A 25,787-nucleotide genomic window follows, 5' to 3' on the forward strand; every position below is an offset into this window, starting at 1 on the left:
CGTGCTTGGCGTAGCGACTAAACCGCAGGGCGGCATACCGATGCCGCGTGAAGAGATCCGCGAGCGATAATCGTTGGCCAAAAGCTTGGGATGGGCATCCTGCTATGCAAATTGGCCCGGCACCTATGACCCAGTTCCGGACATTCGCGGGCCGCGTGCGCTTTCCCAATTTCAGACATTTGTTCATCGAGCATATGGTGCCGATATGGAATTGCCGGACGGGTCCTGACCTGGTCCCAAGAAATCAGGCCATTGATTAGTTAGCTCGTCAGATGGATACGAGTGATGCGCCGAAGCCAATTTACCGAGGATCGGATCGTTGTGTAGCGGTTACGCGGGCGAAGTTTTAAATGGGGGCCGTGTGACGACCGAACTGCCAACAGCCCATAAGTGGCAGCCTGAACACCTTCACCTCGCTGTAAAAGCGGCGGGTGTGGCCCTTTGGGCATGGAACGTCGATACTGATCTGCTCACCATGGATGCGCGCGGCTTCGAGCTGTGGGGCATGCCGTGGAGCGACAAAGTCACATTTGAAGAGTTGTCGTCCCATATCCACCCGGCCGACCGCGACCGCGTTCGATCGGCGTTTGCGGCGACACGCGCCGTCCTCGGAGCTTATGAAACCGATTTTCGAATCCTGATTGGTGACGAGGTTCGCTGGATCGCCGCGCGCGGCCAAGGCGAAGACGTCGGCATCGTCGGCCGCACGATGTTTGGCATTTTCCTCGACGTCACCGGGCGCAAGCAAGCCGAGGAAGGAAACGAACTTCTCGCCGGCGAGATGAGCCACCGCGTTAAGAATCTTCTTGCCATCGCTTCGGGGCTCACGACCATTACCTCGCGGGCGGCCACCAACACAGAGGAGATGGCAAACGAACTGATCGGTCGACTAACCGCCTTAGGGCGCGCCCACGACTTGGTTCGCCCCTTGTCCTCGGGTCAAGGCGAAGCCACATTGCTCGGCGACCTATTGTCGATTTTGCTTGCGCCATATGATGATCTTGGCGCTTTCAAAGGACGCATACGCGTTGCGGTCGAGCGCAACGGCGTAGGGGAGACCGCCGCTACGGCGATCGCTTTGGTCATTCACGAACTTGCGACCAATTCAATGAAATACGGGTCTCTGTCCGATCCTACGGGTACACTCGACATCACCAGCACGGCCGAGGTCGATTACATCGTCTTGACTTGGTTGGAGCGCGGCGGTCCTGCGGTGGAGGCACCGGACGGAGCAGTCGGATTTGGGAGCCAGCTAGTCAAGCGGAGCGTGACAGGCCAGCTCGCCGGCTCGATTCAATACGACTGGTCGGAGGGCGGTCTGATCGTCACGTTACGCATCAAGCGGAGCCGCCTGGCACTTTAGGCAAACGTGCTGCTGCCTGCCACGCGACGGCCTTACGAAGAACCCGTGATAGCTGCTCAACGGTGTATGGCTTGTGCAAGAGCTCGAAGCCGTGGCGACCCTTCTGCGCCAGAATATGGCTGTAGCCGCTGGTCAGAATGACGGGCATGTCCGGATACAGGCGGCGGATCTCTTGACCGAGTTCGATGCCGCTCATGCCGGGCATAACGACATCGGAAAACACGATATTGAAGCGGACGGCATCTGTTTCCAGCTTTGCCAGAGCCGAGTGAGCGTCGCCCGCCAACTCGCTTTCATAGCCCAGTTCAGCCAGCGCGGCGGTCGCGAACCTGCCGACATCCTGATTGTCCTCTACAACGAGAACGCACACCCCTGTTCCATCAATCCGCTCCTGCTCGGTTACCTCTTCGGGCCGCGCCGCGTTGTCCGGATAGGCGCGTGGGAGATAGAGCGTGAACGTCGTTCCCTCACCAACGACGCTATCGACCCTGATATCGCCGCCCGATTGCTTCGCGAAGCCGATGACCTGGCTCAGGCCCAGCCCCGTGCCCTGCCCCACGGCCTTCGTCGTGAAGAAAGGCTCGAAAATGCGGTCGAGCTGGTCGGACGCGATCCCCGTACCGGTGTCGGAAACCGTGACTGCAACGAAATCCCCGGTGATAGCGGCATGCCCGCGGATTGGGGGAATGCCGGAGACTGGCCCGGTTGAAATGACCAGCCGTCCCTCACCGTTCATCGCATCACGGGCATTGATGCCGAGGTTTACGATCGTGGTGTCGAACTGGCTGCGATCCGCGACGATGAAGAATGGCTCGGCGGGCAGCTGTAGCGATAAGTCGATGCGCGAGCCGGTCATCGTCTTGAGCATGGCCGCCACCTCCTCCAGCGACACGCCAGCGTCGAACAGGTCCGCGCTCAGCGCCTGTCGGCGCGCAAAGGCGAGCAGTTGGCCAGTTAGCTTTGCTGCGCGGTCGGCCGTATCGCCGATTGCATCGATATACCGGGTACGCTTCAGCTCCGTCAGGTCGGGGCGACGGAGAAGATCGACCGAGCCACGAATGACGGTCAGCAGGTTGTTGAAGTCATGGGCGACGCCCCCGGTAAGCTGGCCGATCGCCTCCAGCTTCTGGCTTTGCCGCAGAGCTTCCTGTGCGGCTTCGAGGTCGGCCTGTCGTTCCTTCTCGACGGTTATGTCGCGACCGGTTGCGTATGTCATGTCGCCCGCGGGTGCCGCGGTCCATGAAATCCAGCGAACTGATCCATCTCGGTGGCGGTATCGATTTTCGATCTTCGGCGAGTAGCCGTCAGCAGCAAGTTCGTAGGCGTCAACCGTAGCGGCCTGATCGTCGGGCGACACGAAGTCGTTGACGTGATGACCGATCAGCTCCTCGGGTGCATACCCCAAAACCTTCGTCCAGGCAGGATTCACCCGGCGAAACACGCCATCGAAATCGATGACCAGCATGAGGTCAGGCGATGCTTCCCACAACCGGTCCCGCTCGACCTGCGCCACGACAAGCTCAGCCGCGCGTTCCGCTACACGACGCTCCAGCTCGATGTTAGCTTCCTCGCGCTCCAGCACCGCCAGGCGCAATTCGAGCTGAGCGATGACCTGCCGCGCGAGAATACGAATTGCACGCTGCTGTTGGTCGCTCAGTGAGCGCGGTTCGTAGTCGAGCACGCATAGCGTGCCGATCGGAAGACCTTCAGGCGACTTCAACAAGGCACCGGCATAAAAGCGCAGACCCGGCTCGCCCGTGACGAGCGGGTTGCAAGCGAACCTCTCATCCTGCGTTGCGTCGGGGACCAACAGGAAATCTTCTTCGAGAAGCGCCGTGCCACAGAACGATGTCTCCAGAGGTGTCGAGTCGACGCCGAGCCCGACTTCTGCCTTGAACCACTGCCGCCCCGTTTCGATGAGGTTCACCACCGCGATCGGCGTTCCACAGATTTCGGATGCGAGCTCGGCAAGCTCGTCAAATCCACTTTCTCGTGCAGTATCCATCACCCGGTAGCGTGCCAACGCCGCCAGCCGTCGATTCTCGCGGGTATCAAGGGACTTGTCAGAACTCATGCGTCATACCGGCCAACTGTTAATCCACCATCGAACCAGAGACGTCATGCTTGCCTCTCATATATCTGCTGCCGTCGGGCCCGCGTCTAACGGACGAGAACCTGGTTGCGAACGCGTGATGGGCAAAAGCGGTCCATAACTGTGAGAAGTTACGAGGGCGAAGGGAGAGGCCAGCGGGACCGCCTCGTCCAGTGATGCCTGAACAAAAGGACCAGCCTTAGGATAACCTGCATCACTGTGTTAGACGAGTTCATCACCGGCACGATCTATCGGGCGCTGGTGGCTGTGAGACCTGCGCGCTCCCGCCTTTTCGGCCGGAGTATCAAACATGGGTTCACCAGCGGCTGCCGCAATAGAATTGTTCGTGCGTCGCCTCACTTCGCGCTCGGTTCTGACCAGCGACGAAGAAGATGCGATTCATGGTTTGAAGGGCGAGGTCCAACAGATCGTCTCGCATAGGGACTTTGTCCAGCTCGGTCAGCCAGTAGATCATTGCTGCCTTGTTATGGACGGTTTGGTTGGTCGGTTTGGGCAGCGGCGCGATGGAGCTAGACAAATAACCTGTCTCTACATCCCTGGTGATTTGGCCGACCTGTCGTCAGTCGTCAGCCCGAAGTCTGCCTGGGGATTATCGGCTCTGACGGGAACAACGCTTTACCGGGTGCCGCACGTTGAAATCCGGCGCATTGCCGCGTTGCATCCCGGCATTGCCGAAGCCCTTTGGCGCGACTGCATTGCGGATGGATCGATCTTTTCGGAATGGGTCGTCAACGTCGGGCGGAGAAGTTCCGCGACGCGCGTAGCACATTTATTGTGCGAAATGGCGATCCGCTATGAGCGGTGCGATCGAGGTAACCGGAATTCGTTTGCCTTTCCTATCACGCAATTGGGTTTAGGTGATGCCACCGGCCTGACCGCGGTTCATACCAATCGCACATTAAAAAGTCTGCGCATGCAGTCTGGCGTCACGGTGCGAGACAAGACGGTCACCATCCCTGATTGGAACCAACTCGCCTCGATCGGCGAATTCAAAGCAGATTATTTGTTGTTCGATGGCCCCGCGCCTCCGATCATACGTATGGCGAAAATACTCAGTAGCGAATTGCATTATTGATGGTCGGCGTCTTCGAAACGAACTCGCTAACTTCAATTGTCTCAGCAATTGCCCTCGGCGAGCTGAAAAATCCGGACCAATGTACCGGGGCGCAACGACTTCAGGACCCACAGTCCGACGCTAAGGAGTACTCGCCCACTCCCCGGATGCAGACGCTCGTTCATGTAAGCTGGCCAACCAACCGAGGTGCTTGGGACTATCCGGCGAGCACATAGAATACGCGGACGGTATCAGGCTCGCCTGCCACCTCGACTTTTATATCTGGCGCGGAGATCGTCTTACTTAAGAGTGTAAGACATTCATCTGACGATGAAGAACCGCTATCAGGTGAGTGAACGAGCGACATGTTCATGGTCGCCTTCGTCTAACAGAATTTGTCATCTTACTATCCGACTCTGTCGCTTTCCAAGGCATCCTGAACAGATACTTAAGGATTGGCTTCTGACGGTATCAATCGTCGGAAAATCGGGACGCTGTCCTGACCAACCATGAAAAAATCAGGGGAAAATCTATGAACGGGATGTTTTCGAGATTACTGCTCACTGCCGCGTTGGGCGTGCTGTCTAGCGCAGAAGCGAGTGCAGCAGGGTTTCTCAACGGCGGATTCGAGAACGGGACAGCGAGCGGCTGGACGGCGACGGGGGGCAGCAGAACGTCGTACAACAATACGCAGTTGACCCCCGGCCTGATCACCGGCCCCAGCACGCGGTCCGCCGTCATCACCTCGAGCTATGTTGATCCCCATCTTGGCGCCTTGCTGGGATCGACCGTCTATAGTGGCAGCTACGGATACCGTGTCGAGGATACGACATCCGGGGGGTTCGCCTCGGTCATCTCGCAGCGGGTGAACAATTATACGGATGCCAACATCTTCTTCGCCTGGAAGTCGGTGCTGGAAGGCGCGCATGACGCATCCCAGGCCGCGACGATGCTCATCACGCTCACCGATCTCAACACCGGGCTTGAGGTCATACGGCGCCAGTACAACGCCGCGAGCAGCGGCACGGGCGTGGACCCGCGCTTCTCCTACGATACCAACACCAACCTGTTTTACACCGCCTCCTGGCAGATCGAGCAGCTCGCGATCGACTCTTCGCTCATGGGCCACGATTTTGTTCTGTCGGTGCTCGGCGCGGACTGCCTTCCGTCGGGCCATGAGGGCTATGTCTATCTCGACGGTTTCGGTGCGGTCACCCCGCCCGCGGCCGCAGTACCCGAACCCGGCACATGGGGCATGATGCTGATCGGTTTCGGCATGATGGGAGCGGCAGCGCGCAAGCAACGTCGGTCCAGACTTGCGGTTGCCTGAACCACTTCATCCCGAAGCACGAGGCGCCGCCGACCCAAAGGTCGGCGGCCTTCAGCGCTCGCGATGTTCCGCGACAAGACGGCCTGGGGATCCACGAGCAGGACGATTATGCCTGCACGGCTGGGATTATGACTTGGCGCGTGGCATCGAATAAGGGAGTGATACAGACAATCAGTGGGAAAAGTTCGCATCCTTTTCCCCGCCTTGCTGACGATTGGCTAAAAAAATGCGTGTTGGGGGGCAACCATGATCATCGTGTTCGCGTCGATCGCGCTGGGCTTGGCTGCGAACCCGACGCCTGCTCAGGCGTCTCTTGCGGCACCGATCTCGAAGCAAACATTGCGCAGTCGCGCGGAAGCGATCGATCTCGTCAAGGATCCGAAGGCTGGACGAGCGGCGTGGGAGCTGGTGCTGGGGGACGCGGTCAGGGCGCAGCTTCCAGTCGTCATACAGGCCGAGATCGTTAATAAGATCGCCGACACATACTATTACGAACAGCGCCCCGCCGATGCGGTTGTCTCGCTGGAGGCAATCGAAGTGCGCCTGCGAGCCGCCGGGGCAGAGAACAGTGCCGTGATGGCTGATACCTTGTCCAATCTGGGATTGATGTTCGAGGCGACCGGGAGGGCCGAGCGCAACCTGGATCTTCAGAAGCGGGCGCTCGATATCCTGGGCAGGCTCAAGGCACCGGATCCCGCACGGACGGCATCGGCGTCCATCAACTACGCCACGGCGCTGATGGACGCAGGCCGGGCCTATGAAGGTGCCCCCTTCGCGCTACGCGCTGTGGAATTGTTCGAAGCCGCAGGTCAGCGAGACGCCACGGTTGCGATCACCGCAGGTACTGCGGCCAACATCGCTGTCAAAGGCGGACGGGCGGAGGTTGCCATCCCTTTGGCGCAGAAGGCGGTGAAGATCGCGCGCGACGTGCTGCCCGCTGACAATGCCTATTATGGCTTCGCCGAGGCGACATTGGGTAAGGCGCTGATGCTGTCCGGCCGTCTCGACGAGGCCGAGCCGCACTTTCGCAGCGGTCTCGATGTTCTCGGCAAGTCCGCCGGACCACGCAACCCGCTGACATTACAAGTGATGCAGAATTTGGGCCTGCTTCTTTATCAAAGCGGCCGGCTGAGCGAGGCGATCTCGCTGACGGTCGCGGCGGCGGAAGGGCAAGCCGGCGGCAAAACTCTCGCCGAAGCGCAAAGCCTCGCTGCCGCATCGACTTATGCCAGCGAATTGGGAGACGAAACCCGCGCCGTAGCGTTGGCCAAAAGAGCTTATGACCTTGTTCTGGCGCAACCTGGTGCCAGCGGGATCGACGCCTCCGCGATCCTGGATCGCTATGGCGAAACCCAGGCAGCGGCTGGCAATATCACTGTTGCCCTGCCTCTGCTGAGCCGGGCCGCGGATCTTGCCGGCGCCAGCATGCCCGATGCCGACGGCCGCAATGCCCAGTCCGATATCCATGTCGCCGCAGCAGAGATCGCGTCGGGCGACGGGGTCAAGGGGCTTGCCCTGCTGCAAGCATCCGTCGCTCGCCTCAAAATTCGGATGACCCGGTACGCGCCGATGGCGGAGCTGAACGAAGACGCCTTTACCTACTATAACGATCTATCGGTAGCATCCGGGGCTGCAATCGATCTCGGACGAGTCGATCTCGCACTCGAATATTATCAGCTTGCGACTTGGGGTCTCAACGCTCGTACCGCGCAGCAGGTTACCCTGCGCAAGCGCGCGGCACGGGATCCGCGGCTCGCGGCATTGATCCGGCAAGTGCAGGAGGATGCCCGCCAGTCGCGGTTGCTCCGGCGCAGCTACAACGCGCTAGTCGCGCGCGGCAACGCAACCTCCTCACTCAGCGTTCAGGCCGAAATCATCCGGCTGGAGGCGCGAATGGTCGCAGGCGACGCCGAACTGGCGCGAAAAATACCCGAATATCGCAGCAGCCGAAATCCCGTGACGGTCGATCTCGATACGGTGCAAAAGCGTCTTTCGCGCGACGACAGCATCCTGATCGCCATGCCGTCGCGATACAGCTTGTTGACGTTCGCGATAACGTCGGACAGCGCCCTCGCCGACAGGATCGCGCTCGGTCGGGGTAAGCTGCGCGCGATGGTCGCTTCGATCCGAAGGTCGGTCGATGATGGCCTAATCGATCCGGCGGCGGCGTTCAACGTCGCGGCAGCCTTCAATCTCCACCAAGCATTATTTACGCCGAAGGTCCGCAGCGGCTTGCGACAAGGTGGCACGCTGCACGTCATCGCGAGCGATGCGCTGGCCACCCTCTCGCTTGCTATGCTGGTCCGTGAGGATGCCGGCGTCTCGGCGACTGGCGCGAAACTCGCTGGAGTCCACTGGCTCTTGCGCGACTATGCGGTCGAAACGCCGATGTCGCTTGCCTCGCTAGAGGCAGATCCAGGACGAGACCGGGATCGCAAGACGTTCGTCGGGATCGGCGCGCCATCGCTAGGGGGAGCCAAAAACGCAGCACCGGCCATGACGGCAATCTATCGCGGCGGTATCGTCGACCGGGCGGCGATCTTGTCCCTTCCGGCATTGCCGAACGCGGAGTCGGAACTTCGGCAGATGGCAGCGGTCATCGCACCCCAGCGCTCGCTGTTGCTGACAGGCGAAGACGCTACTGAGGCGCGGCTGCGAAAGATCGACTGGCGCGGGCAGTCTGTCATCGCCTTTGCCACGCATGGTCTTTTGGCGGGCGAGATCGGATCGACGACCGAACCGGGACTGGTGCTGACGCCCGGCAAGCGAGACGCTTCCGGCGATTTTGAGGACGACGGCTTGCTGACCGCCAGCGAGATCCTCACCATGAAGCTCGATAGCGATCTCGTCATCCTGTCGGCGTGCAACAGCGCAGGAGGTAACGGCCGCACGTCTGCACCTTATACTGGCCTTGCCAACGCCTTCCTTTTCGCCGGCGCACGATCGTTGCTCATTTCGCATTGGCCGCTGCGGGACGATACCGCAGCACGGCTGTCGGTCGATATGGTGCGCGGCATGCGCATTGGACTTAGCGAAGCGGAAGCGTTGCAGAAGGCGCAGCTACGCCTGTTGAGAGACACACGCCTTGCGGGCGCATCGCACCCCGCAGCCTGGGCGGCCTTCGTATTGGTCACCCGCTAACGGACTTTCTCACAATCCTAACAGGGCTTGTCACTGGAGTGGAAGCCCCGCGTCGCCGATCAAGCATCCAGCCCACGGGTCGTTCGTGCAGGCTAGGATGGGGGTTCGGGCGATGGCGATTTCGAAGGTGCTGAAAGGCGATGTCCTCGAGGGTTTGACGGCATTTGCCGTGACGGCGGCATTGCTCGTGCCGGCCTCGCCGTCTTCGGCGGCCCCTGCCGAAACCGCGGCGACGCTCGCCAAGTGCGCAAGTCCCCACGGTTCGGTCGCAATTACAGATGGCGATACGCAGGGCTGGACACAGTTCGACCTTTCGAGCCCACGACCGATGCTCGCTGCGATGATCCAGCAATCCGGCTGCTTCACGCTCCACGACCCTGCGGCCGGCAAGCCCGCTGATTTCCTGATCAGCGCGGTCGCAGGGTCGAAGGAAGAGATCGACAAGACGATGGACGCTGCAAAAAGCGTGGTTGCGCAAGGCCTTGTCAGGTCCGGTGCAGCCAGCCAGTTGATCGGACGGGTGCCGATGGGCGGTGCGCTGTTCAGCGCCTTCAGCGGTTTCGGCGGCAAGAAGAAGACCATTTCCGCCGGCTTGCGGATCGTCAGCCCGGCCAATGGTCAGACTTTAATTTCCAGCGTGGGCGAAAGCCGGAAGTCGACCGTCAATATCATAGGCGCGTCCGATTGGGTCGCGGCGAGCCAGGGCGCGATGGGGCAATATGCAACATCCGGCAACGGCAAGATGCTGTCCGCCGCGTTTCTGGAGGCGTTCAACAGCCTCGTTGCGCAGGCAGGTGCACTCCGGGCGACCCCGGTAATCGCCGCCGGTGGAACGATGCCCGTCGCCGCCACTGCCCCGCCCTACATTATCGCCACCGATACGAACCTTTGGCCCCAAGCAAAAAAGGCTGGCGCGCCTGTTCGTGCACTGCGGGCGAGTTCGGAAGTCATGCCCACCGGAAAGAAGTCCGGCCTCTTCGTCGAGGCTGCGGACAAGTACGGCAACACGGGCTGGGTATCGGTTGAGGATCTCCGCTAAGCGACCCGGCCAGATCCTCGACCGGGGGCGCCGTCCGTACCACGGGCGGCGTCCCGCATTCCTTCACGCCGACACCTAACAGGTTTTTTCATGCATCCCGAGCGTGCAGGTGCGATAACGTGCCCTCTGTAAATCTGCCGACAGGAGGGATCATGGCTGGGCTCAACATCCTGTACGTCGAAGACGACGCGCGGCTCGCGCAGGGCATCAAGACGCTCATGGAAGGTCATGGTGATCACATCACCTGGACCGCCAGCGGTCAGGAAGGTCTCGCTCGCGCCGCGGCACAACCGTTCGACGTGATCCTGCTCGATCGCATGCTCCCCGACATGAATGGTCTCGATATCGTGTCTCGTTTGCGCGCCACAGGCGTGGCTGCTCCAGTGCTTATGCTGTCGGCGCTCGGCCGCGCGGAGAACCGGATCGACGGGCTCGAGGCGGGCGTCGATGACTATATGGCCAAGCCTTTCGAACCGGCCGAACTCGTCGCCCGGATACGAGCCCTGCACCGCCGCGCGACCGGGCAGACGCATGGCGCCGTTATCCTGTTCGGCGATCTGGAATGTCATGTGAAGGCGCGCACTGCGCATCGGCATGGCAAATTCATCGCGCTCAGCCCGAAGGAGTTTCTGCTATTTCGCTACCTCATCGAGAATGCGGGCGAAGTGGTGACGCGCGAAATGCTGCTGCGTGACGTTTGGAACATGAGCTTTGATCCCCAGACAAACGTGATCGATGTCAGCGTAGGGCGATTGCGGCGGAAGCTCGAAGATGGTTTCGACTCGCCGGTACTCGAGACGATCTGGGGAGCCGGGTACAGGCTCGTCGCGGCTTGATGGCGGCCTTGCCGAAAGCGTCATCGCTTTTCAGTCGGTTCGCAATTGCCATCTCGGGGCTGGCGCTCGGAGCCGCATTGCTCCTGTTCCTGGTCACGTCGCAAGTCGTCACAGCGGCGAGTGACGCCGAACTCGCCCGGTCGGTGGACACCGAGATCGCGGCGTTGGCGGACATCTATGTGTCCGGCGGGCAAGGTGAACTCATGACCCGCATACGCGATCGGCTTACCTTTATGCAGGATGGTCCGGATCGTATCTACTACTTGCTGACCGACGCGGCCGGCCGGAGGATCGTCGGCAACATGTCGCGCTGGCCGATACTGTCGGCGGAAAACAGCCAGCGTGGCTTCGTGCTCCTCGATGGGAATACCCCGGTCTTTGCACGATCGACACTATTGGCGCCCGATCTGCGACTGGTCGCAGCTCGCGAATTTGGCAGCCGCACAGTGCTGCTTAAGCGACTGCAAACCGCTTTTATAATCGCGGCAGCCGCCATCCTCGCGGCGGCTTTCCTGACCGCGTGGGTGTCGACTAAACGGTTGCGCCGCCGGGTAGAACAGATAAACGCCGCGTTCGTCGCGATCGAAGAGGGTGAACTCAAGCATCACATTCCGGGCATCACGACAGATGACGAATTCGGCTTGCTCGCGCGACATGCAGACCGCCTGTGCGGTCGCCTGGCTACGCTGATCGCAGCCCAACGCGAGGTAACCGACCAGGTCGCACACGAAATCCGCACGCCGTTGATGCACGTGGAGAACCGTCTGCTCAAACTGATCGATCGGAGCGTCGACCCGGTACAGGCCGCGTTACTAGTCGAGGCGCGCACCGAGACACGTGCCATTAGCAACATGCTGAACTCGCTGTTGGATATCGCCGCAAATAATGCCCGGCGGGGCGACCGTACCGGGTTCGAGCGCTTCGACCTGTCCGAAATCGCCACGCACGTCGTCGAACTGTATGCCGATAGCGCTGAGGACCACAAACTCGATCTGCGGGCAGTGATCACGCCTGGCGTGTCGATGGCGGGGGATGCGATGCAGATCACGAGATTGCTGTCGAACCTCCTAGATAATGCCTTCAAGTACGTGCCGTCCGGCGGCGGCATCGTGCTGAAGGTCCAGCCGGGACCGATCATCGTGGTGCAGGACAACGGCCCGGGCGTTGCCGAAGCGTTGCGAACGCGAATTTTCGATCGTTTCCAGCGGGCACACGACGGGATCGCTAATGGACACGGCCTTGGCTTGACGCTGGCTACGGCGATCGCGGGGCGGCACGGTCTCTCGATCAGATGCGAGGATGCGGGCCCCGGTGCTGCGTTCATCGTGGAGAAGGAGAAGCAGTTGTGACGCCTGCGACACACTCAATGTTGGCTGCGATCGCCGCTCTGCAGGCCTTGGGCTTGTCATCAACCGACGACAAGCCGATCGATCGCGTGGCGGATGCTCTCGCCGCAGGCGACGCTGCGTCCGCACGGGCGGATAACGATGCTTTGGTGTCCGCCGCCCAACGGCTTGATCGCCTCGCTGCCCATCCCGTCGCGGGGCATGACGATATAGCGGAGCGCTGGCACCGGCAGGGCCTGGCCCGCGGAGCGAGTGACGTAGTCGTGCCTATGCGCGGGCGGGCTCTCGGACCGGCGTATCGCGGGGGCCAGCTCGAAGGCGGTGGCAAGATCGAGATAGAACAGGTGTTTTTCGGTGGGGAGGCGGCGGTCGTAGTGGTCGTACCGCAATCCGGGAGACTCTTGCAGGTCAGCGTCGCCGATACGACGCCGACCAAGGTTTGCGGACAAATCGTAACAGCGCCGAAAACCGCTTGCCGTTGGCAGCCGATATTCACCACGCGGTATCGGATAAGCCTCGTCAACCCCGGAAGACTTACTGCTAGGTACTATCTCGTCAGTAATTGATTTGTCGATCGAAGCCTCGTCATGAAACGGAGGGCGGCGGCTTTGTTAAACTGACCCATAGTCGGACGTTCAGACGGAACGTTCGGACACCGAAAACCGGCCGCTCGTTCATGTGCAAAGCTGCCCTTTGCGCATAACTGCTGTATTCTTGTGCTACAGTCGGCGGAAACATCCCGTTCCCGACAAGCGCGCAGGCCAAAAAACGCGAGTACGCCACTTAGTGCCGGTTTTCGGGGACGCAGATCGTATGATTGGTTTAAAGGTGCATCAGCAGATGCGGTTTTTCGCGCCTTACAGCTGCAACACCAAATGACATGGGGAAAGATGGGTCATGCCGATATATGTCATTACCTATGAGCATCCGGACGAGGACGGCTGGAAAGAGTATTTGATGCCGCACATCGATTGGCTGCAGGCTCAACTCAAAACTGAAGCGTTGCTTGCTTCAGGGCCATTCAGCGACCGAACCGTCAGACCTGCCATGCTGATCATGAACGCGGCCGACCGGCCTGCCTTGGACGCGCTTATCGCCACCGACCCGTTTGCGGAGCATGGTCTCATCGACAACATGACCGTGAATGAATGGGATCCCATTTTCGGAGCGTTTAACGATCGGTCGAGTATGCCGGGGCAGATGCAAGGGCGTTAAAGAGCAGGAGTAGCAACGCGTTTTCAGGCGGCAACAATCAACATGGCATTAGCGCCGCATCTACGACGGCAACCGCTTTCCCATAGGGGGCGTAGAACGCATCGATAAGATCCCCCTCCCCGCGCACGACCACACCGCGCGGATTGGAAAATTCCCGAAACCCCTCGATGCCGTGATGACGCCCCATGCCGCTCATACCAGAACCGCCAAAGCCCATAGACGGCAACGCGCTTTGTACGGCGCAAGTGTTGACTGCCGCCCCGCCCGAATGTGTCTCGTCCAGAACTCGCGTCGTCAGCGCCTCGTCCCCGAACACGTAAAGCCCGAGCGGCCGGTCACCCGCGTTGACCAAAGCGATTGCTTCGTCGAGCGTGTCGTAGGGGATGACCGGTAGTAGCGGCCCAAAAATTTCCTGTTGCATGACCTGCGTATCGGGCGCGGGATCGATCATCAGCGACAGCGGCATGCAGCGCCGCGCGCGATTTATTGCCGGATTGTCCTCCAGCGTTACGATCCGAGTATGCCGTGTCGCGGCCTCATCCAGTATCGTCTCCAGGCGGGCGAGATGTCGATCCGAGATGATGCCAGTGCATTCGTCTCCCTTGGCATAACCGGGCGCCGCGCCGCGCATGAAGGCGCCGGCCCGAACGATGAAGGTCTCGAGTTCCGCCCGCGGCACCAGCGCGTAATCAACCGACACACACATCTGGCCATTCTTGACCATCTTGGTGCCGATTACCGACTCCACGTTGCGCGGCGTCACGGAGCCGGGCGTTAGGATCGCGGGGCACTTTCCGCCCAGTTCCAACGTGACCGGCGTCAGGTTCGCCGCAGCGGCCGCCATGACCTGCCGCCCCACATCGGGGCTGCCGGTGTACAGCAGATGATCCCACGGCGTCGCGGCGAACGCGCGCGCCAGATCGATTTCGCCGACCACGACCGTGACGAGGTCGGGATCGAAGCATGCGGCAATCATCTCCGCGAGCAGTGCGGCAGAGGCCGGGGCATATTCCGATGGCTTGACGATCACGCGGTTTCCCGCCGCCAGCATGTCCACCATCGGCCCGACCGAAAGGTCAAACGGGAAGTTCCATGGCACCATGTTACCGATCACGCCCTTAGGCTGATACGCGATATGCGCGCTCGCGGTGCCGTAGACCGCCGTATCGACCTCGCGCGGAGATGGCTGCATCCATGCTTCGAGATGCTCGATCACGTGCGCCGCGCGGCCAATAACGCCTGCAACTTCGATCAGGTCGGACGCCCCTCGCGGATGCGCGCCGAAATCCTGCGCGACCGCGTCGGCGATCCGTGCGCGATTGGCGGCCATCATACCGATCAGCGCACCAAGCCGTTCCTGCCGGGCCGTGAGCGTCGGATTGCGGTCGGCGGCAAAGGCGCGGCGCTGTATGTTGAAGGCGCTGCGGAGTGCGGCGATGACGGCGGCGTCTTCGGTGTCGGGCATGGTCATGTCCTCAACCCGCCATCATCTGGCGGAGCAGTTCGGTGCGCTCCTCGCGCACGGCTTCCGGGTTGGCGACGACCTGCGCATGAAATTCGCGCAATTCCTCCGGCACGTACCAATGCAGTCGGTCGGTCGTGTAGGCGGTCCACACGGTCTCAGCGACCTCGCCCGGCGTCACCAGCCGCCACGGGCCATCCGCCGGCGCCATCGCGCGCATCTGTTCCGACAATAACGGCGTGTCGATCAGCCCCGGCAGCAGATCCGCCGCGCGCACGCCGAAACGTTTGAACTCGATCGACAGTGCTTCGATCAACCCGCGCACCGCATGCTTGGTCGCCGAATAGACCCCGATCCCGGACGATCCCCAGATCGCCGACGACGAGGCGTTGACGAGGCACAACGATCCCGGCGTGTTTCTGAGCAACGGCAGGCCGGCACGGATGCCGATCATCACGCCGATCAGATTGACGTTGATGACCTGCATCATTTCGTCCCACGATTGCTCGTCGAACATTCCGCCGCGCGCGATGCCGGCATTGTTGAACAACAGATCGAGCGTGCCGCCGGTCGCCTCGCCGAAGCGCGCGATCGCGGCCTCGAATGCCGCGCGGTCGGTGACATCCAGCACGCCGGTAAGGCAGTGCTCGGCCCCAATCTCACCGGCGAGGCTGTCGAGCCCCACGGCATCGACATCGGACGCACCGACGAACCAGCCACCTTTAGCGAAGCGCAACGCCGTGGCGCGGCCCATGCCGGACGCCGCGCCAGTAATGAAAATCGATTTCCGTGGCTGCGTCATGCGGCATTCCCTTCGCGTGCGTGCGATCCGTTGGTTTCCAACCCGGCGAAATCACCCTGTTCGCGCCAGTCGCGCAGCAGGCCGGCAAAGGCGAGCGGGCCGGCGGCGAACGTCCCGCTCTTGGCACCACTGGCCGAGGCGCGCCCTTCGTTATTGTAATAGCCGGGCGTGCAATTCTCGAGGATGTGCCGCCTGGCGATGACCCCGGCGACGATTGACGACACCCAGTCGTTTTCGGCGTCTTCATGTGGTTCGACCGTTTCAATGCCACGGGCCTCGCACGCCGAGACGATATGCGCGATGTGCGCGGCCTGTTCGCTGATCATGTGCGGGAAATTCGGCGACATGCCCGCCTGCGCTTGGCTGATGACGAACATATTGGGAAAATCGCGCGTGTGCATGCCGTGCAGCGTCGACAACCCCCCGCCCCATTTGTCGTTCAGCGTGCGCCCGGCGACGCCGGTGATGCTCATCCCGCCCGAACGCTTGGCATAGCTCGACGTCGTGTCGAAACCGGTGGCGAAGATCAGGCAATCGAGCGGATATTCCTTGCCGCCGACGATCGCGCCGTTCGACGTGATCCGCTCGACCCCGGCGCGACCGGTTTCGACCAATGTCACGTTGGGGTTGTTGAACGCCTGCAGATATTGGTCCGAGAAACAGGGCCGCTTGCAATAGACGCTGTACCACGGCTTGAGCGCCTCGGCGGTCGCGCTGTCCGATACGATCGTGTCGACGCGGTCGCGCGTCATCTGCATCTTCTCGAAATCGGCCAGATCGTGGAGCGCGGCATAGTCCGCGCCCGGACCACGTTGGGCGACCTTGTCGCGCATCGCCCGCGCCATCACGGTCCAGCCGTCGCGCACCAGATCATCCGCCGGCAGGCCCGCCACGAACTGCGCCGAGAAATTCTCCATCCGCTGTTGCTGCCAGCCCGGCGGTAGCGACGCCCACCAGGCCGGATCGGTCGCGCTGTTGTCGCGCGCGTCGATTGCGGAGGGGGTGCGCTGGAACACGGTCAGATGCTCCGCATCGCGTGCCAATGGCGGCACACACTGCACCGACGTCGCGCCGGTGCCGATGATGCCGATGCGCTTGTTGGCAAGCTTCGTCATCGGTTCGGTCGCTGAGCCGCCGGTATAATCGTAATCCCAGCGGCTGGTGTGAAAGACATGCCCAGCAAAGTCGTCGATACCGGGAATGTCGGGCAGCTTGGGGCGATTGAGCGGCCCGGTCGTCAGCACGACGAAGCGGGCGCGCACCGCATCGCCCCGGTCCGTCGTCACCGTCCAGCGCGCGGTCGCGCCGTCCCACGCCAAGCCCTTGACCTGCGTCGAGAACAGCGCGTCGCGGTACAGGTCGTAATGCTTGGCGATGCGCTGACAGTGCGCGCGGATCTCCGCCGCCTTGGAATAGCGCTCGACCGGCATGTAGCCCGTTTCTTCGAGCAGCGGAAAATAGATGTAGGATTCGATGTCGCAGGCCGCACCCGGATAGCGATTCCAATACCATGTACCGCCAAAGTCGGATCCCGCATCGGCGATGCGGATACGCCCGACGCCTGCCTCGCGCAGCCGAGCCGCCGTCAGCAGTCCGCCGAAACCACCACCGACGATGAAGACGTCCACCTCGTCCGCCACCGCAGCGCGCGGCGGCGCAACGCCGTAAGGATCGTCAAGCAGATGCGCGAACCCTTGTTCGACGTCGCGATACTGGCGGTCCCCGGCATCCTGCACGAGCCGCCGGTCGCGCTCCTGGGCATAACGCTTTTGCAGAGCGGCAAGGTCGAGGGTCGAAGTCATCGTGTCATCCTGTCGATCGGTCATGAGGTTTGCGCCTTGCGCGCAGCGAGTTTGCGGAGATTGTCCTCGTGGTCGCCGCGCTCGAGACGATACGAATTCAACACCGCGATCATGCCGAGCCACAGCGCGAGAATCGTCGGCACGTAATAGGCCCCCAGCCGCCACAGCGTGTCCGCCGGCACCTGACCCTGTCGCGCGCCCACGGGAAAATCGGCCAGCGTCAGGATCAACGACGCGGCGATCAGGCCCAAGCCAAGTACGGACTTCTTCACGAACGTGACCGCCGCGAAGAACAGCCCTTCGGAACGGCGTCCAGTGCGCAGTTCGGACTGATCGACGAGATCGGCGATCATCGCCGCTGTCAGGATCTGGAAGCAGATGATCAATGCGGTATCGAGCGTATTGGTCGCGAAGACGAACCAGAACACCGCCGGATCGCCGTTAGGCGGCAACAGGTCGAACAGGCGCAGCACGATCGGCAGCGGGGCGCCCAGCACGGCGACCAGCCCGATGATCATCGCGCCACGTTTCTTGCCCATGCGGCGCGAGGCGATCGGCGCGATGCCCGCCCCCAGCAACGCCGATGCGAACACCCCGACCACGATGATGCCGATCTGGCCCGAATCGAACCCCCAGAAATACGTCGTGAAATAGAAGGTCAGCGAAGCCGCGAGCCCGGTGGCGATCGCGCCCAGCATGGCGGCGGCGAACAAGGCGACGAACGAACGGTCGGCCAGCGTCTGATACATTTCGGCAAAGATCGTCCGGATCGTCATGCGACGCTTGGGCGGAGGTGCGCTGAAACTCGCGATCCGGTTGTGCGTGCCGAGCGCGGAGATGACGATCGCCAGAAAGATCAGCCCGGCACTCAGCAGGCCGTACGTCGCATAGGCATCGCGGTTGAACTGGCCGTTGTGGATGAGACGCGTCGCCGCAGCGGGGAAGATCACCGCGAACATCAATACGGTCATGACGTTGCCGCCGCTCCAGCCGAAGAACAGCCGCCAGCTGAGGATCGACGAGCGCTCGTCATAATCCGCCGCCAGCTCGGGCGCGAGTGCGTTGCTCGGCGTCTCGTAGAAGGTCATGAAGATGCGGATCGCGACGCTCAGCACAAGCAGATACCAGAAGGTCTGGTGCGCGCTCCAGCCCAGCGGCGGATGCCATAACAGCAGGTAGGAAACCGCGACCGGCACTGCCGCTGCGTACATGAACGGGTGCCGCCGGCCCCAGCGCGAGCGCAGATTATCCGACCAGTATCCGGCGATCGGATCGACGAACGCGTCGATCATCAGCGATACGGTGATCGCCAGTCCGACGAGCCGCGCATCGATGCCGATCACCTGCGAATAGAAAATCAGCAGGAAATAATTGAACCCGGTTTCGGTCAGGCCGCTCGAGACCGAACCGAAGCCGTAGGCGAACTTAGTCGCCGTGGATGGCCGCTCGATCGGCGAACTTGATTGGTGCGGCAGGGTCGGATTCATCGGTGTCGAACGCCGCAGGCTGGAGGGAGCGTAGAAACCTCGAAAAAGCGGCAGGTGCGGGTTCGCGGCCGCACCTGCCAGAGGGAGGCTCAGAACTTGTAGCGCACCGAGGCACCGTAGGTGCGCGGCTGGTTGCGATACCCGAACACGCTGCCGGCCTGCGCGACGCCGTCGAAGATCGCGGTGAGGTAGCGATTGTTAGACAGGTTGCGACCGTAGACCGACACTTCCAGCCCGTTGTTCAACTGGAGCGTCGCCGCGGCGTTGAACTCGTTGACCTCACGCTTGAAGCGCCGGCCGATCGCCAGCGCGTTCGCGAAGTTCGACACGCCATTCGTCGTGGTGACGAAGCCCGGCAACCCTTGCGCAACCTGCGTATCACTCTGGAATTGATAGTCGCCACGCAGGATGAACTTCATCCCGTTGTCGAACTTGCGCGTGTAAGCGGCGCCCGCCGACGTGGACAGCGGAGACACGCCGGCGACCTTTTGACCCGAGATATCGCCGACCGCCGAATTGACGAACGAGTCGAATTTCGCATCGAGATAGGTGACGGCAAGGGACAGGGTCAGCGGATCGACCGGCGTTACCGTGCCTTCCAGTTCGAAGCCCTGCGTGGTCTGCTTGCCGGCATTGGACAGGACGAACCCGGTGCCGGTGAACACGTTGCCCTGAAAACCCTTGATCGACTGACGGAACGCCGCGAAATTGAACGACACGCGCGGGAAGCTGCCCTTGATGCCGATTTCGAAATTCTCGGCATTTTCCGGCCCGGCAAAACGCGAGCCGGTGGTCAGATTGTTGCTCGCCAGCCCGGCCGCGCGGATCGGCGAGGTCGCCGGCGACGATACCGGCGAGCCGGGAATGAAGTCGGCCGGGGACGGACGCGAATCGCGCGACAGATTGAACGAGCTTGCCTTGAAGCCGGTCGCATAGGTCGCGTAGAAATTCAGTTCGCGATTGAGCTTATAGGCTGCGCGCAGCGTGTAGGAAAAGTCGCCGTCGCGCGTCTTGCCGCTTTCCACCGCATTGGGGAAGTTGAGGAACGGCGGCAGGAATTGCAGCGCACGCAACGGCAGCAATGGGTTTGCCGCAGTGTTGGCCAATGGTGCCGGCACGCCCAAACGCACCCCGAGCGCGACGAGATCGATCGCCGAAAACGGCTCGGTCGTGACGACGGCCGACGAAACGTCCTTGCGATCCTTTGTATAGTTGAACCCCGCGGTCAGCGTCAGCCGGTCGGTTGGTTTGAAATCGACCGTTCCGAACGCGGAGTAGGCGCGGTTCTTGAACTTGAAATTGTCGCTCGTCCCCTGCCCGGCCTGGAAGAAGGTCCGCCCGACCGCGGCGGCACCGCCGGTGATCGATTCGACGGTGTTGAGGCCGCCCTGGCTCAGGATGTTGAGGTAAGGCCGCGCGTCGCGTCCGAGAATGACGTCGTTGTTGAAGTCGATCTTCTCATCGAAATAGAAGCCGCCGACCAGGAAATTGACCGGGCCGTTGAAGTCCGATGCGAGACGGACTTCCTGCGTGAACGTGCCGATCCTGGTATTGCCGACCTGCGAGATGATCTCCGCCGCGGTAAAGTCGCTGTCGTCCGATGTGTGCGTCTTGACCTTGCGGTAGGCGGTAATCGAGGTGAGCGCGAGATTGCCGAAATCGTAATCGATCTGCGCCGATCCACCGTAATTCTGGATGCGGTTCTCGGGCAGGCGATTGAGATTGATCGTCGTTGCATAGGGTGCGTTCGCCACGACGGACGGCGCGCCGATCACTGCGGTCAGGATCGCCGCGGTCGGACCGGCCAGCACGTTCGGAGCGTCGCAGCACCGTTCGTTGATCTTGCTGTAATCGCCGATCAGGCGCACCGACAGATCGCTCGAGGGCTGGAACAGCAACTGCGCCCGCACATCGTAACGATTGCGATTGTTGATGGCGGTATTGCCCTGGTTGGCGACGCGGTAGAAACCGTCGCGGCGATTGTAGTTACCGCCCAGGCTGAAGGCGAGCGTATCGCTGATCGGCCCGGTGACATCGGCCTTGAGCACGACGGTGTTGTAATTGCCGTACGTCGCCGACGCCGAGCCGCCGAAGTCGAATTGCGGCTTCTGCGTTACGACACTGATCACGCCGGCCGAGGCATTCTTACCGAACAACGTCGATTGCGGGCCACGCAACACCTCGACGCGCTCGATATTGGGCAGATCGCTGATCTGGGCGGCGGAGCGCGAGCGATACACGCCGTCGATGAACACGCCGACCGAAGGTTCAATGCCGGGATTGTTCGCACCGTTGCCGAAGCCGCGGATCGTGAAGGTCGTCGCCGCACTGTTCTGGTTCTGGCTGACGCGGAGCGAAGGGACGAGCGATTGCAAATCGACCAGATCGCGGACCTGTGCCTGCTCTATCGTCGCGGCACTGGTCACCGACACCGCGATCGGCGTGTCCTGCAGCGTGGCGGCGCGCTTGGAGGCCGTGACAATAATGTCTCCCTGGCGATCGTCGGTAGCGGGTGCCGCGGCATCGCCGGCCGGCGCGGTCGTCGTTGGCGATGGCGTGGTAGACTGGGCTAGGGCCGGCATGCTCGTCACGAGTGCCAGAAGCGAAAGGCCGGTGCTGTAGACGATGCGCATATGATCTTCTCCCGTGCATGCCCCGTGTCGATAGCCGGAGATTGCGGGCCATTCTATGTCACGCTTGAAAATCTAGTTCAAGATAGAAATATTGTGGTGGGTATTGCGTTCGACAGCGGCGAGCGGGCACATGGTCGTTATGTCGAAGCCTGCCCCTGCGAGCATTGCTGCTGCCTGTGACATCGAACCGAGTTCGAGACGGCCAATCTCGCGTTCGCAGAAATCCGAGCGAAAGCGGCGTGACATCATTCGCGTGGCGACCGAGATTATTAATGATAAAAGCTACACACTTGCCACGATGACCGAAATTGCCGCGGCGCTCGATCTGCGCGATGCGACGCTCTATTATTATTTTCCGAATAAACAGGCGCTCGCGTTTGCCTGCCATTGCCGGTCGCTAGAAACGTTCGAGCGGTTATTGACGGAAACCGATGTCGCGGGTGGCAGTGGAATCGAGCGGCTCGAGCGTTTTCTGTTCGGCATGATCAAAGATGCGGACCGCCACGGAGCGCAGATCTATCTTGGCGATTACACATATCTTGAACCCCGACAGCGCGCCGAGATAGCAGCATGGGTCGGCCGCCTGACCACACATCTCGAAACATTCATCAAGGATGGCATCATCGACGGCTCGATCCTCCCTTGCGAAACGGAACTCGCCGTACAGTTACTTGTCGGCACGCTGGTTTGGCTGGCAAAATGGGCGCCCACCGCCGCCGGGATGACGACGGAGCGGCTTACGCAAGCGATCAAATCATTTGCGCTCAATGGCCTGGCAAAGGAACGGTCCCGCTAACATAGATCAAGTCGTCATGGCCTTGGGAATGCATAGCGACGCGGCCAATTAAAATAGAACTATCGAGGCGCTGGGACCTGCCTCTGGATGCCGGATTGGGGACACGCTCTCAGACACGAGCCTGACCGGCATGGTTGAGCGGGTGCCTGATCGGGCGTGGCTCATCGTTCCGGCTGAGCTGACCCATAAGTCGCCGTTCCCGGCACCTTTTCATCTTCCCAACTTCCGACATTCATTCATCGGTCCACGAGCAACCTGGAGCGCCGTGGGAATGGGGAAAATTGGGACGAAGCCGTCGTTCCCCACGCGTTCCGCGAATGACGGCTTTCGACAAAAACAGACGTTGCGGGGCTGCGCAGATGCCATGTCGATTGACCGAGGTTGGGCCGTGAGCCGAATGGCAGCCTTAGGGACCCCAACTGGCTATAGCCGCCACAACAGCCGCACTTCGCGGCTATTCTAGGCGAGTGCAATCTCTCATCGAACCGGAAGGTTCGGCAAACGAGTGCGGCCTAATGTTGCCGTTGCGCGACATGTGTTGCCCAGCTGCGATAACGATTATCCTCCTGGATCAACTGGGTCGCGCCGAGGCGTTGGACTATTTGGTGCAGATCGTCCTCGAACAGCACCAGCTGATCCCGCGCGACGAATGCGTCGAGCAGTTTTAGCGTGGCCTCGGGATGATCGTCTGGGTGGTTCGAGTCGTTGAGCTGGTGGATTAGCCGATAGCCGTTGGTCGGAACGGCGTAGCTGGCAATATTGCCGACCGCCTCGGGGAACACCGTATCGGTCGCGATAGCAGCAAGCGCGAATTGCTCGGCGACCCGAGCCGAGCGTAAGCTCGCTTCGGTTGGCCAGACTCTCTTGAGCCAGGGCCAGATACGTTTCGTCCAGCGCAGGTCGGGGGAGCCCTCGATCGGTTCTTCCTCCTCATCGTCATTATCGGCGTCGCCCGCTTCCATATAGCCGGCGATCCAAGACGCCGCGTCCTCGCGCATCTCCTGCGGCATCGACCGAATAGCGTCGCGCACCTCGTCGCGCTTGAGCTCGTCGGCGCCGAACGCGACTCCCACCAGCATAAGGGATTGTGCGATATTGCGGCCCCAACTACCGATGCGCGCCAGCCGATCAGGTCGGAAAAGCGGTAGGAAATCGGCCTTCAGCGCCCCCCAGAGCTGTGGATCGATGCGTGCCTGCCAAGCGTAACCCTGCCACATCGCGATCGACTCTTCCTCGTCCTTCCAGCCGAAGGAGGGAAGCAAGGTCTTCGTCGTCCAATCGGGATCGATCGCGTAGAGGTAGGAGATGCGGCTCGCGCCGATTGTTCGGGCAAGCCGATGGCTCGGCTTGTCAGGCGACATCAGGTCGGTAGCTCGTTGCATCAGGTCGTTGGGGAGACCCACGCCGACCCCCGGGCGTCTGGCGAACAGCGCGTTTACGAAGGCAGTGGCGATGCGGCCGAGCGAGCGGTTGATCGCTTCGCTCACCCAGTCATGCTGGTTGTGTTCCTCACGATGCTCTTCATCAAGCGGCTCAGTTCCCGTGGCCATGACCGCGCGATCGAACAGGGCCCAGAACCCGTCCGGCTCGGGTCCGTCGCGCAGGGATCGGCTTTTGGCTTCGAGTAGGTCGGCGGCTCCGCGAACGACATCGCTTTTCGAGAACAGCGCTTCGGGCACTTCGGTCAGCAGCTTGACCATACGGTCGGTGATCGGCCCCGCATTGTCCGCATCGCGCAGACCCCGTAGCCCATATTCCCAAGCATCGGCCGGCCCCGGATCAGCCGAGCGACCGAGCCGTTCGAGCAGGTCAAAGCCCCGCTTGGGCTGCGCGATCACCAGTTGGCGCCAGGCGTCGAGCAGGCCCTCACGCCGGTCCATGTCGTTTCGCAGTGCCTCGATCAGCGCCTCGTCCGCCATCGCCGACAGGTCATCTAGGCTGTAGCGCGTGTCCGGCCCCCAGCGCATTTCCATCCAGCTGCCGAAATGTGCGCGCTCGCCATCGGCAGCGCGCCAATGCGGATAAGCGGCACGCAGCTCAACCATACGCTGTTGCAGCGAAGGTGTTAGCGGCGGATCCTGCACACGCTTGAACGTAGCGGAGTTCGGTAGGCAGCCGGAGCGGAGGTTCCGCTCGAGGATGCCCATTATCGCCGAAGTTGTTATGGCCTGATTGGCTGCGAGAACACGGTCAATCAGCGGAGCTAGCTTGCGTGCCTGGCCCCTCTGCGACGGCCGCTCTGGCCGTCGATAGCCTTTTGCATCACTGTCGATCCCGTCCAGATCGAAATCGTCAAAATCTTTGTCAGCCACAGAGCCTCCCGGCCGCGCAGCGCGCGGCTTATTTGCGGGTTTGAAGGGAACGGAGGCGGGTCCTCCTGGCTATATAAAGATCGTGGCTCTCGTCCCGCCGGTTACGACCCCCAGGTCGGCCGCAGGGGGCACAATGCCGCCCAATGGTCCACTCCACCCTTTCCCACGGGCTTGCCGAGCCGGTGGGCGTGCACATCGATGGCGAGTTCCACGCGTCCGCCCGAAGGCGACCAATGGAGATTGGGGACCACGGTTTCCGATCTACGTCAACGCATCCTAACCGAAGACCGCGGATACGTGCTGGCGTATCCGCTTCGCTGTATCGATCGCACCCCGCTTCTCCACCTTCCGCAGCATGGCGAGGACGATTGGTGGATCAATGGCGATCAGCGGCAGCTTTCCGATCTGAGGATACACGTCGCGTTCGAAAGCCTGACGGACCTTTGTGCTTTGCAGGGGCGACCACCGCGAGCGCTGATCCTCGTGCCACCGCCGCGCGACAATTTCGAAGGTCATGCCAGCGGCCGCGTGTGCCAGTATCTTACTCTTGCGGGCCTCAACCGCTGGATCTCGGTTCTCGCGGAGGAGACGCCGCGCGTGATCCCTCGCATCCCGGGCTTGTAAAAGTGTCACGCCAGGATAGGCGCCGAAGACCAGCCGCTTCTCTTTGTCGGCAAAACGGTATTTAAGCCGCCACGACTTGAAGCCCTTTGGCGTAACGAAGAGATAAAGGCCCCCCGAGTCAGCCAGTTTATAAGCCTTTTCCTTGGCCTTGGCGTTAAACACCGCCCTATCGCTCAATGCCACGATGCCCCCATTTCCAGATTGAGTGCCCCCATAGTGCCCCCGGCCGCACGGGGATGGGATGACGCGCCGTGAGACGCTCTGAAACAGTATATCGGCGCAAATCTTTGAGAAATACAAGCGAATGAGATCAGCTGGAACTGGCTGAAATAAGGGGATGGTGGGCGATGACGGGCTCGAACCGCCGACATTCTCGGTGTAAACGAGACGCTCTACCAACTGAGCTAATCGCCCCCGTGGGGAGCCGCGTCA

General features: G+C 61.4%; 18 protein-coding genes and 1 tRNA gene. 9 read left to right on the plus strand and 10 right to left on the minus strand.

Annotation, left to right across the window (positions count from 1 at the left end; translation table 11 throughout):
* Positions 1-361: 361 nt before the first annotated feature.
* Positions 362-1,363, plus strand: coding sequence for a sensor histidine kinase (locus tag U1738_RS17805; protein ID WP_332790380.1), 1,002 nt, complete (start codon positions 362-364; stop codon positions 1,361-1,363).
* Here U1738_RS17805 and U1738_RS17810 read toward each other — a convergent pair.
* Complete coding sequence (locus U1738_RS17810; protein ID WP_332790381.1) at positions 1,338-3,437, minus strand: PAS domain S-box protein; 2,100 nt, start codon at positions 3,435-3,437, stop codon at positions 1,338-1,340. The genes U1738_RS17805 and U1738_RS17810 overlap by 26 nt on opposite strands.
* 328 nt (positions 3,438-3,765) lie before the next feature.
* Between U1738_RS17810 and U1738_RS17815 the strand changes: the two genes are divergently transcribed.
* The 6 genes from U1738_RS17815 (at position 3,766) to U1738_RS17840 (ending at position 12,225) form a co-directional block, all read left to right on the plus strand.
* On the plus strand, positions 3,766-4,551 hold the full coding sequence (locus tag U1738_RS17815; protein ID WP_332790382.1) for a Crp/Fnr family transcriptional regulator: 786 nt from the start codon (positions 3,766-3,768) through the stop codon (positions 4,549-4,551).
* Positions 4,552-5,062: 511 nt separating this feature from the next.
* On the plus strand, positions 5,063-5,860 hold the full coding sequence (locus U1738_RS17820) for a PEPxxWA-CTERM sorting domain-containing protein (RefSeq protein WP_332790383.1): 798 nt from the start codon (positions 5,063-5,065) through the stop codon (positions 5,858-5,860).
* Between the two features lie 246 nt (positions 5,861-6,106).
* Positions 6,107-9,001 (plus strand): CHAT domain-containing tetratricopeptide repeat protein, encoded by a 2,895-nt coding sequence (locus tag U1738_RS17825; RefSeq protein WP_332790384.1) that lies wholly within the window; start codon positions 6,107-6,109, stop codon positions 8,999-9,001.
* A gap of 112 nt (positions 9,002-9,113) precedes the next feature.
* Positions 9,114-10,040, plus strand: a complete 927-nt coding sequence (locus U1738_RS17830; RefSeq protein WP_332790385.1) for an SH3 domain-containing protein — start codon at positions 9,114-9,116, stop codon at positions 10,038-10,040.
* Positions 10,041-10,192: 152 nt separating this feature from the next.
* Positions 10,193-10,876, plus strand: a complete 684-nt coding sequence (locus U1738_RS17835) for a response regulator transcription factor (RefSeq protein ID WP_332790386.1) — start codon at positions 10,193-10,195, stop codon at positions 10,874-10,876.
* The gene (locus U1738_RS17840; protein WP_332790387.1) at positions 10,876-12,225 is read left to right on the plus strand and encodes a sensor histidine kinase; all 1,350 of its coding nucleotides are present in this window, start codon (positions 10,876-10,878) and stop codon (positions 12,223-12,225) included. The genes U1738_RS17835 and U1738_RS17840 overlap by 1 nt, the downstream gene beginning before the upstream one ends.
* Before the next feature lie 59 nt (positions 12,226-12,284).
* Here U1738_RS17840 and U1738_RS17845 read toward each other — a convergent pair whose 3' ends face one another.
* Positions 12,285-12,611: a hypothetical protein gene (locus U1738_RS17845; protein ID WP_332790388.1), complete on the minus strand. Its 327-nt coding sequence runs from the start codon at positions 12,609-12,611 to the stop codon at positions 12,285-12,287.
* 508 nt (positions 12,612-13,119) lie between these two features.
* Here U1738_RS17845 and U1738_RS17850 point away from each other — a divergent pair.
* Positions 13,120-13,437: a YciI family protein gene (locus tag U1738_RS17850; protein ID WP_332790389.1), complete on the plus strand. Its 318-nt coding sequence runs from the start codon at positions 13,120-13,122 to the stop codon at positions 13,435-13,437.
* 37 nt (positions 13,438-13,474) lie between these two features.
* Here the strand turns inward: U1738_RS17850 and U1738_RS17855 are convergent, their stop codons facing one another.
* The 5 genes from U1738_RS17855 to U1738_RS17875 form a co-directional block, all read right to left on the minus strand.
* Entirely contained in the window at positions 13,475-14,902 is a 1,428-nt protein-coding gene (locus tag U1738_RS17855; protein ID WP_332790390.1) for an aldehyde dehydrogenase family protein, read from the minus strand.
* 10 nt (positions 14,903-14,912) lie between these two features.
* Positions 14,913-15,701, minus strand: a complete 789-nt coding sequence (locus U1738_RS17860; protein ID WP_332790391.1) for an SDR family oxidoreductase — start codon at positions 15,699-15,701, stop codon at positions 14,913-14,915.
* Positions 15,698-17,503 (minus strand): flavin-containing monooxygenase, encoded by a 1,806-nt coding sequence (locus U1738_RS17865; RefSeq protein WP_332790392.1) that lies wholly within the window; start codon positions 17,501-17,503, stop codon positions 15,698-15,700. The genes U1738_RS17860 and U1738_RS17865 overlap by 4 nt, the downstream gene beginning before the upstream one ends.
* Before the next feature lie 20 nt (positions 17,504-17,523).
* Positions 17,524-18,990 carry an MFS transporter gene (locus U1738_RS17870; RefSeq protein WP_332790393.1) on the minus strand — a complete coding sequence of 489 codons (1,467 nt, stop codon included), beginning with the start codon at positions 18,988-18,990 and terminating at the stop codon, positions 17,524-17,526.
* 89 nt (positions 18,991-19,079) lie between these two features.
* On the minus strand, positions 19,080-21,623 hold the full coding sequence (locus U1738_RS17875) for a TonB-dependent receptor (protein WP_332790394.1): 2,544 nt from the start codon (positions 21,621-21,623) through the stop codon (positions 19,080-19,082).
* Between the two features lie 139 nt (positions 21,624-21,762).
* Between U1738_RS17875 and U1738_RS17880 the strand changes: the two genes are divergently transcribed.
* Complete coding sequence (locus U1738_RS17880) at positions 21,763-22,419, plus strand: TetR/AcrR family transcriptional regulator (RefSeq protein ID WP_332790395.1); 657 nt, start codon at positions 21,763-21,765, stop codon at positions 22,417-22,419.
* A gap of 512 nt (positions 22,420-22,931) precedes the next feature.
* Here the strand turns inward: U1738_RS17880 and U1738_RS17885 are convergent.
* From U1738_RS17885 to U1738_RS17895, 3 genes are all read right to left on the minus strand, one after another.
* On the minus strand, positions 22,932-24,731 hold the full coding sequence (locus tag U1738_RS17885; protein ID WP_332790396.1) for a hypothetical protein: 1,800 nt from the start codon (positions 24,729-24,731) through the stop codon (positions 22,932-22,934).
* A gap of 276 nt (positions 24,732-25,007) precedes the next feature.
* The gene (locus tag U1738_RS17890; protein WP_332790397.1) at positions 25,008-25,538 is read right to left on the minus strand and encodes a tyrosine-type recombinase/integrase; all 531 of its coding nucleotides are present in this window, start codon (positions 25,536-25,538) and stop codon (positions 25,008-25,010) included.
* Positions 25,539-25,693: 155 nt separating this feature from the next.
* Positions 25,694-25,769, minus strand: a tRNA-Val gene (locus U1738_RS17895).
* Between the last annotated feature and the right edge of the window lie 18 nt (positions 25,770-25,787).

It is taken from the genome of Parasphingomonas caseinilytica, from assembly GCF_036663755.1.
Lineage (GTDB): Bacteria > Pseudomonadota > Alphaproteobacteria > Sphingomonadales > Sphingomonadaceae > Sphingomonas.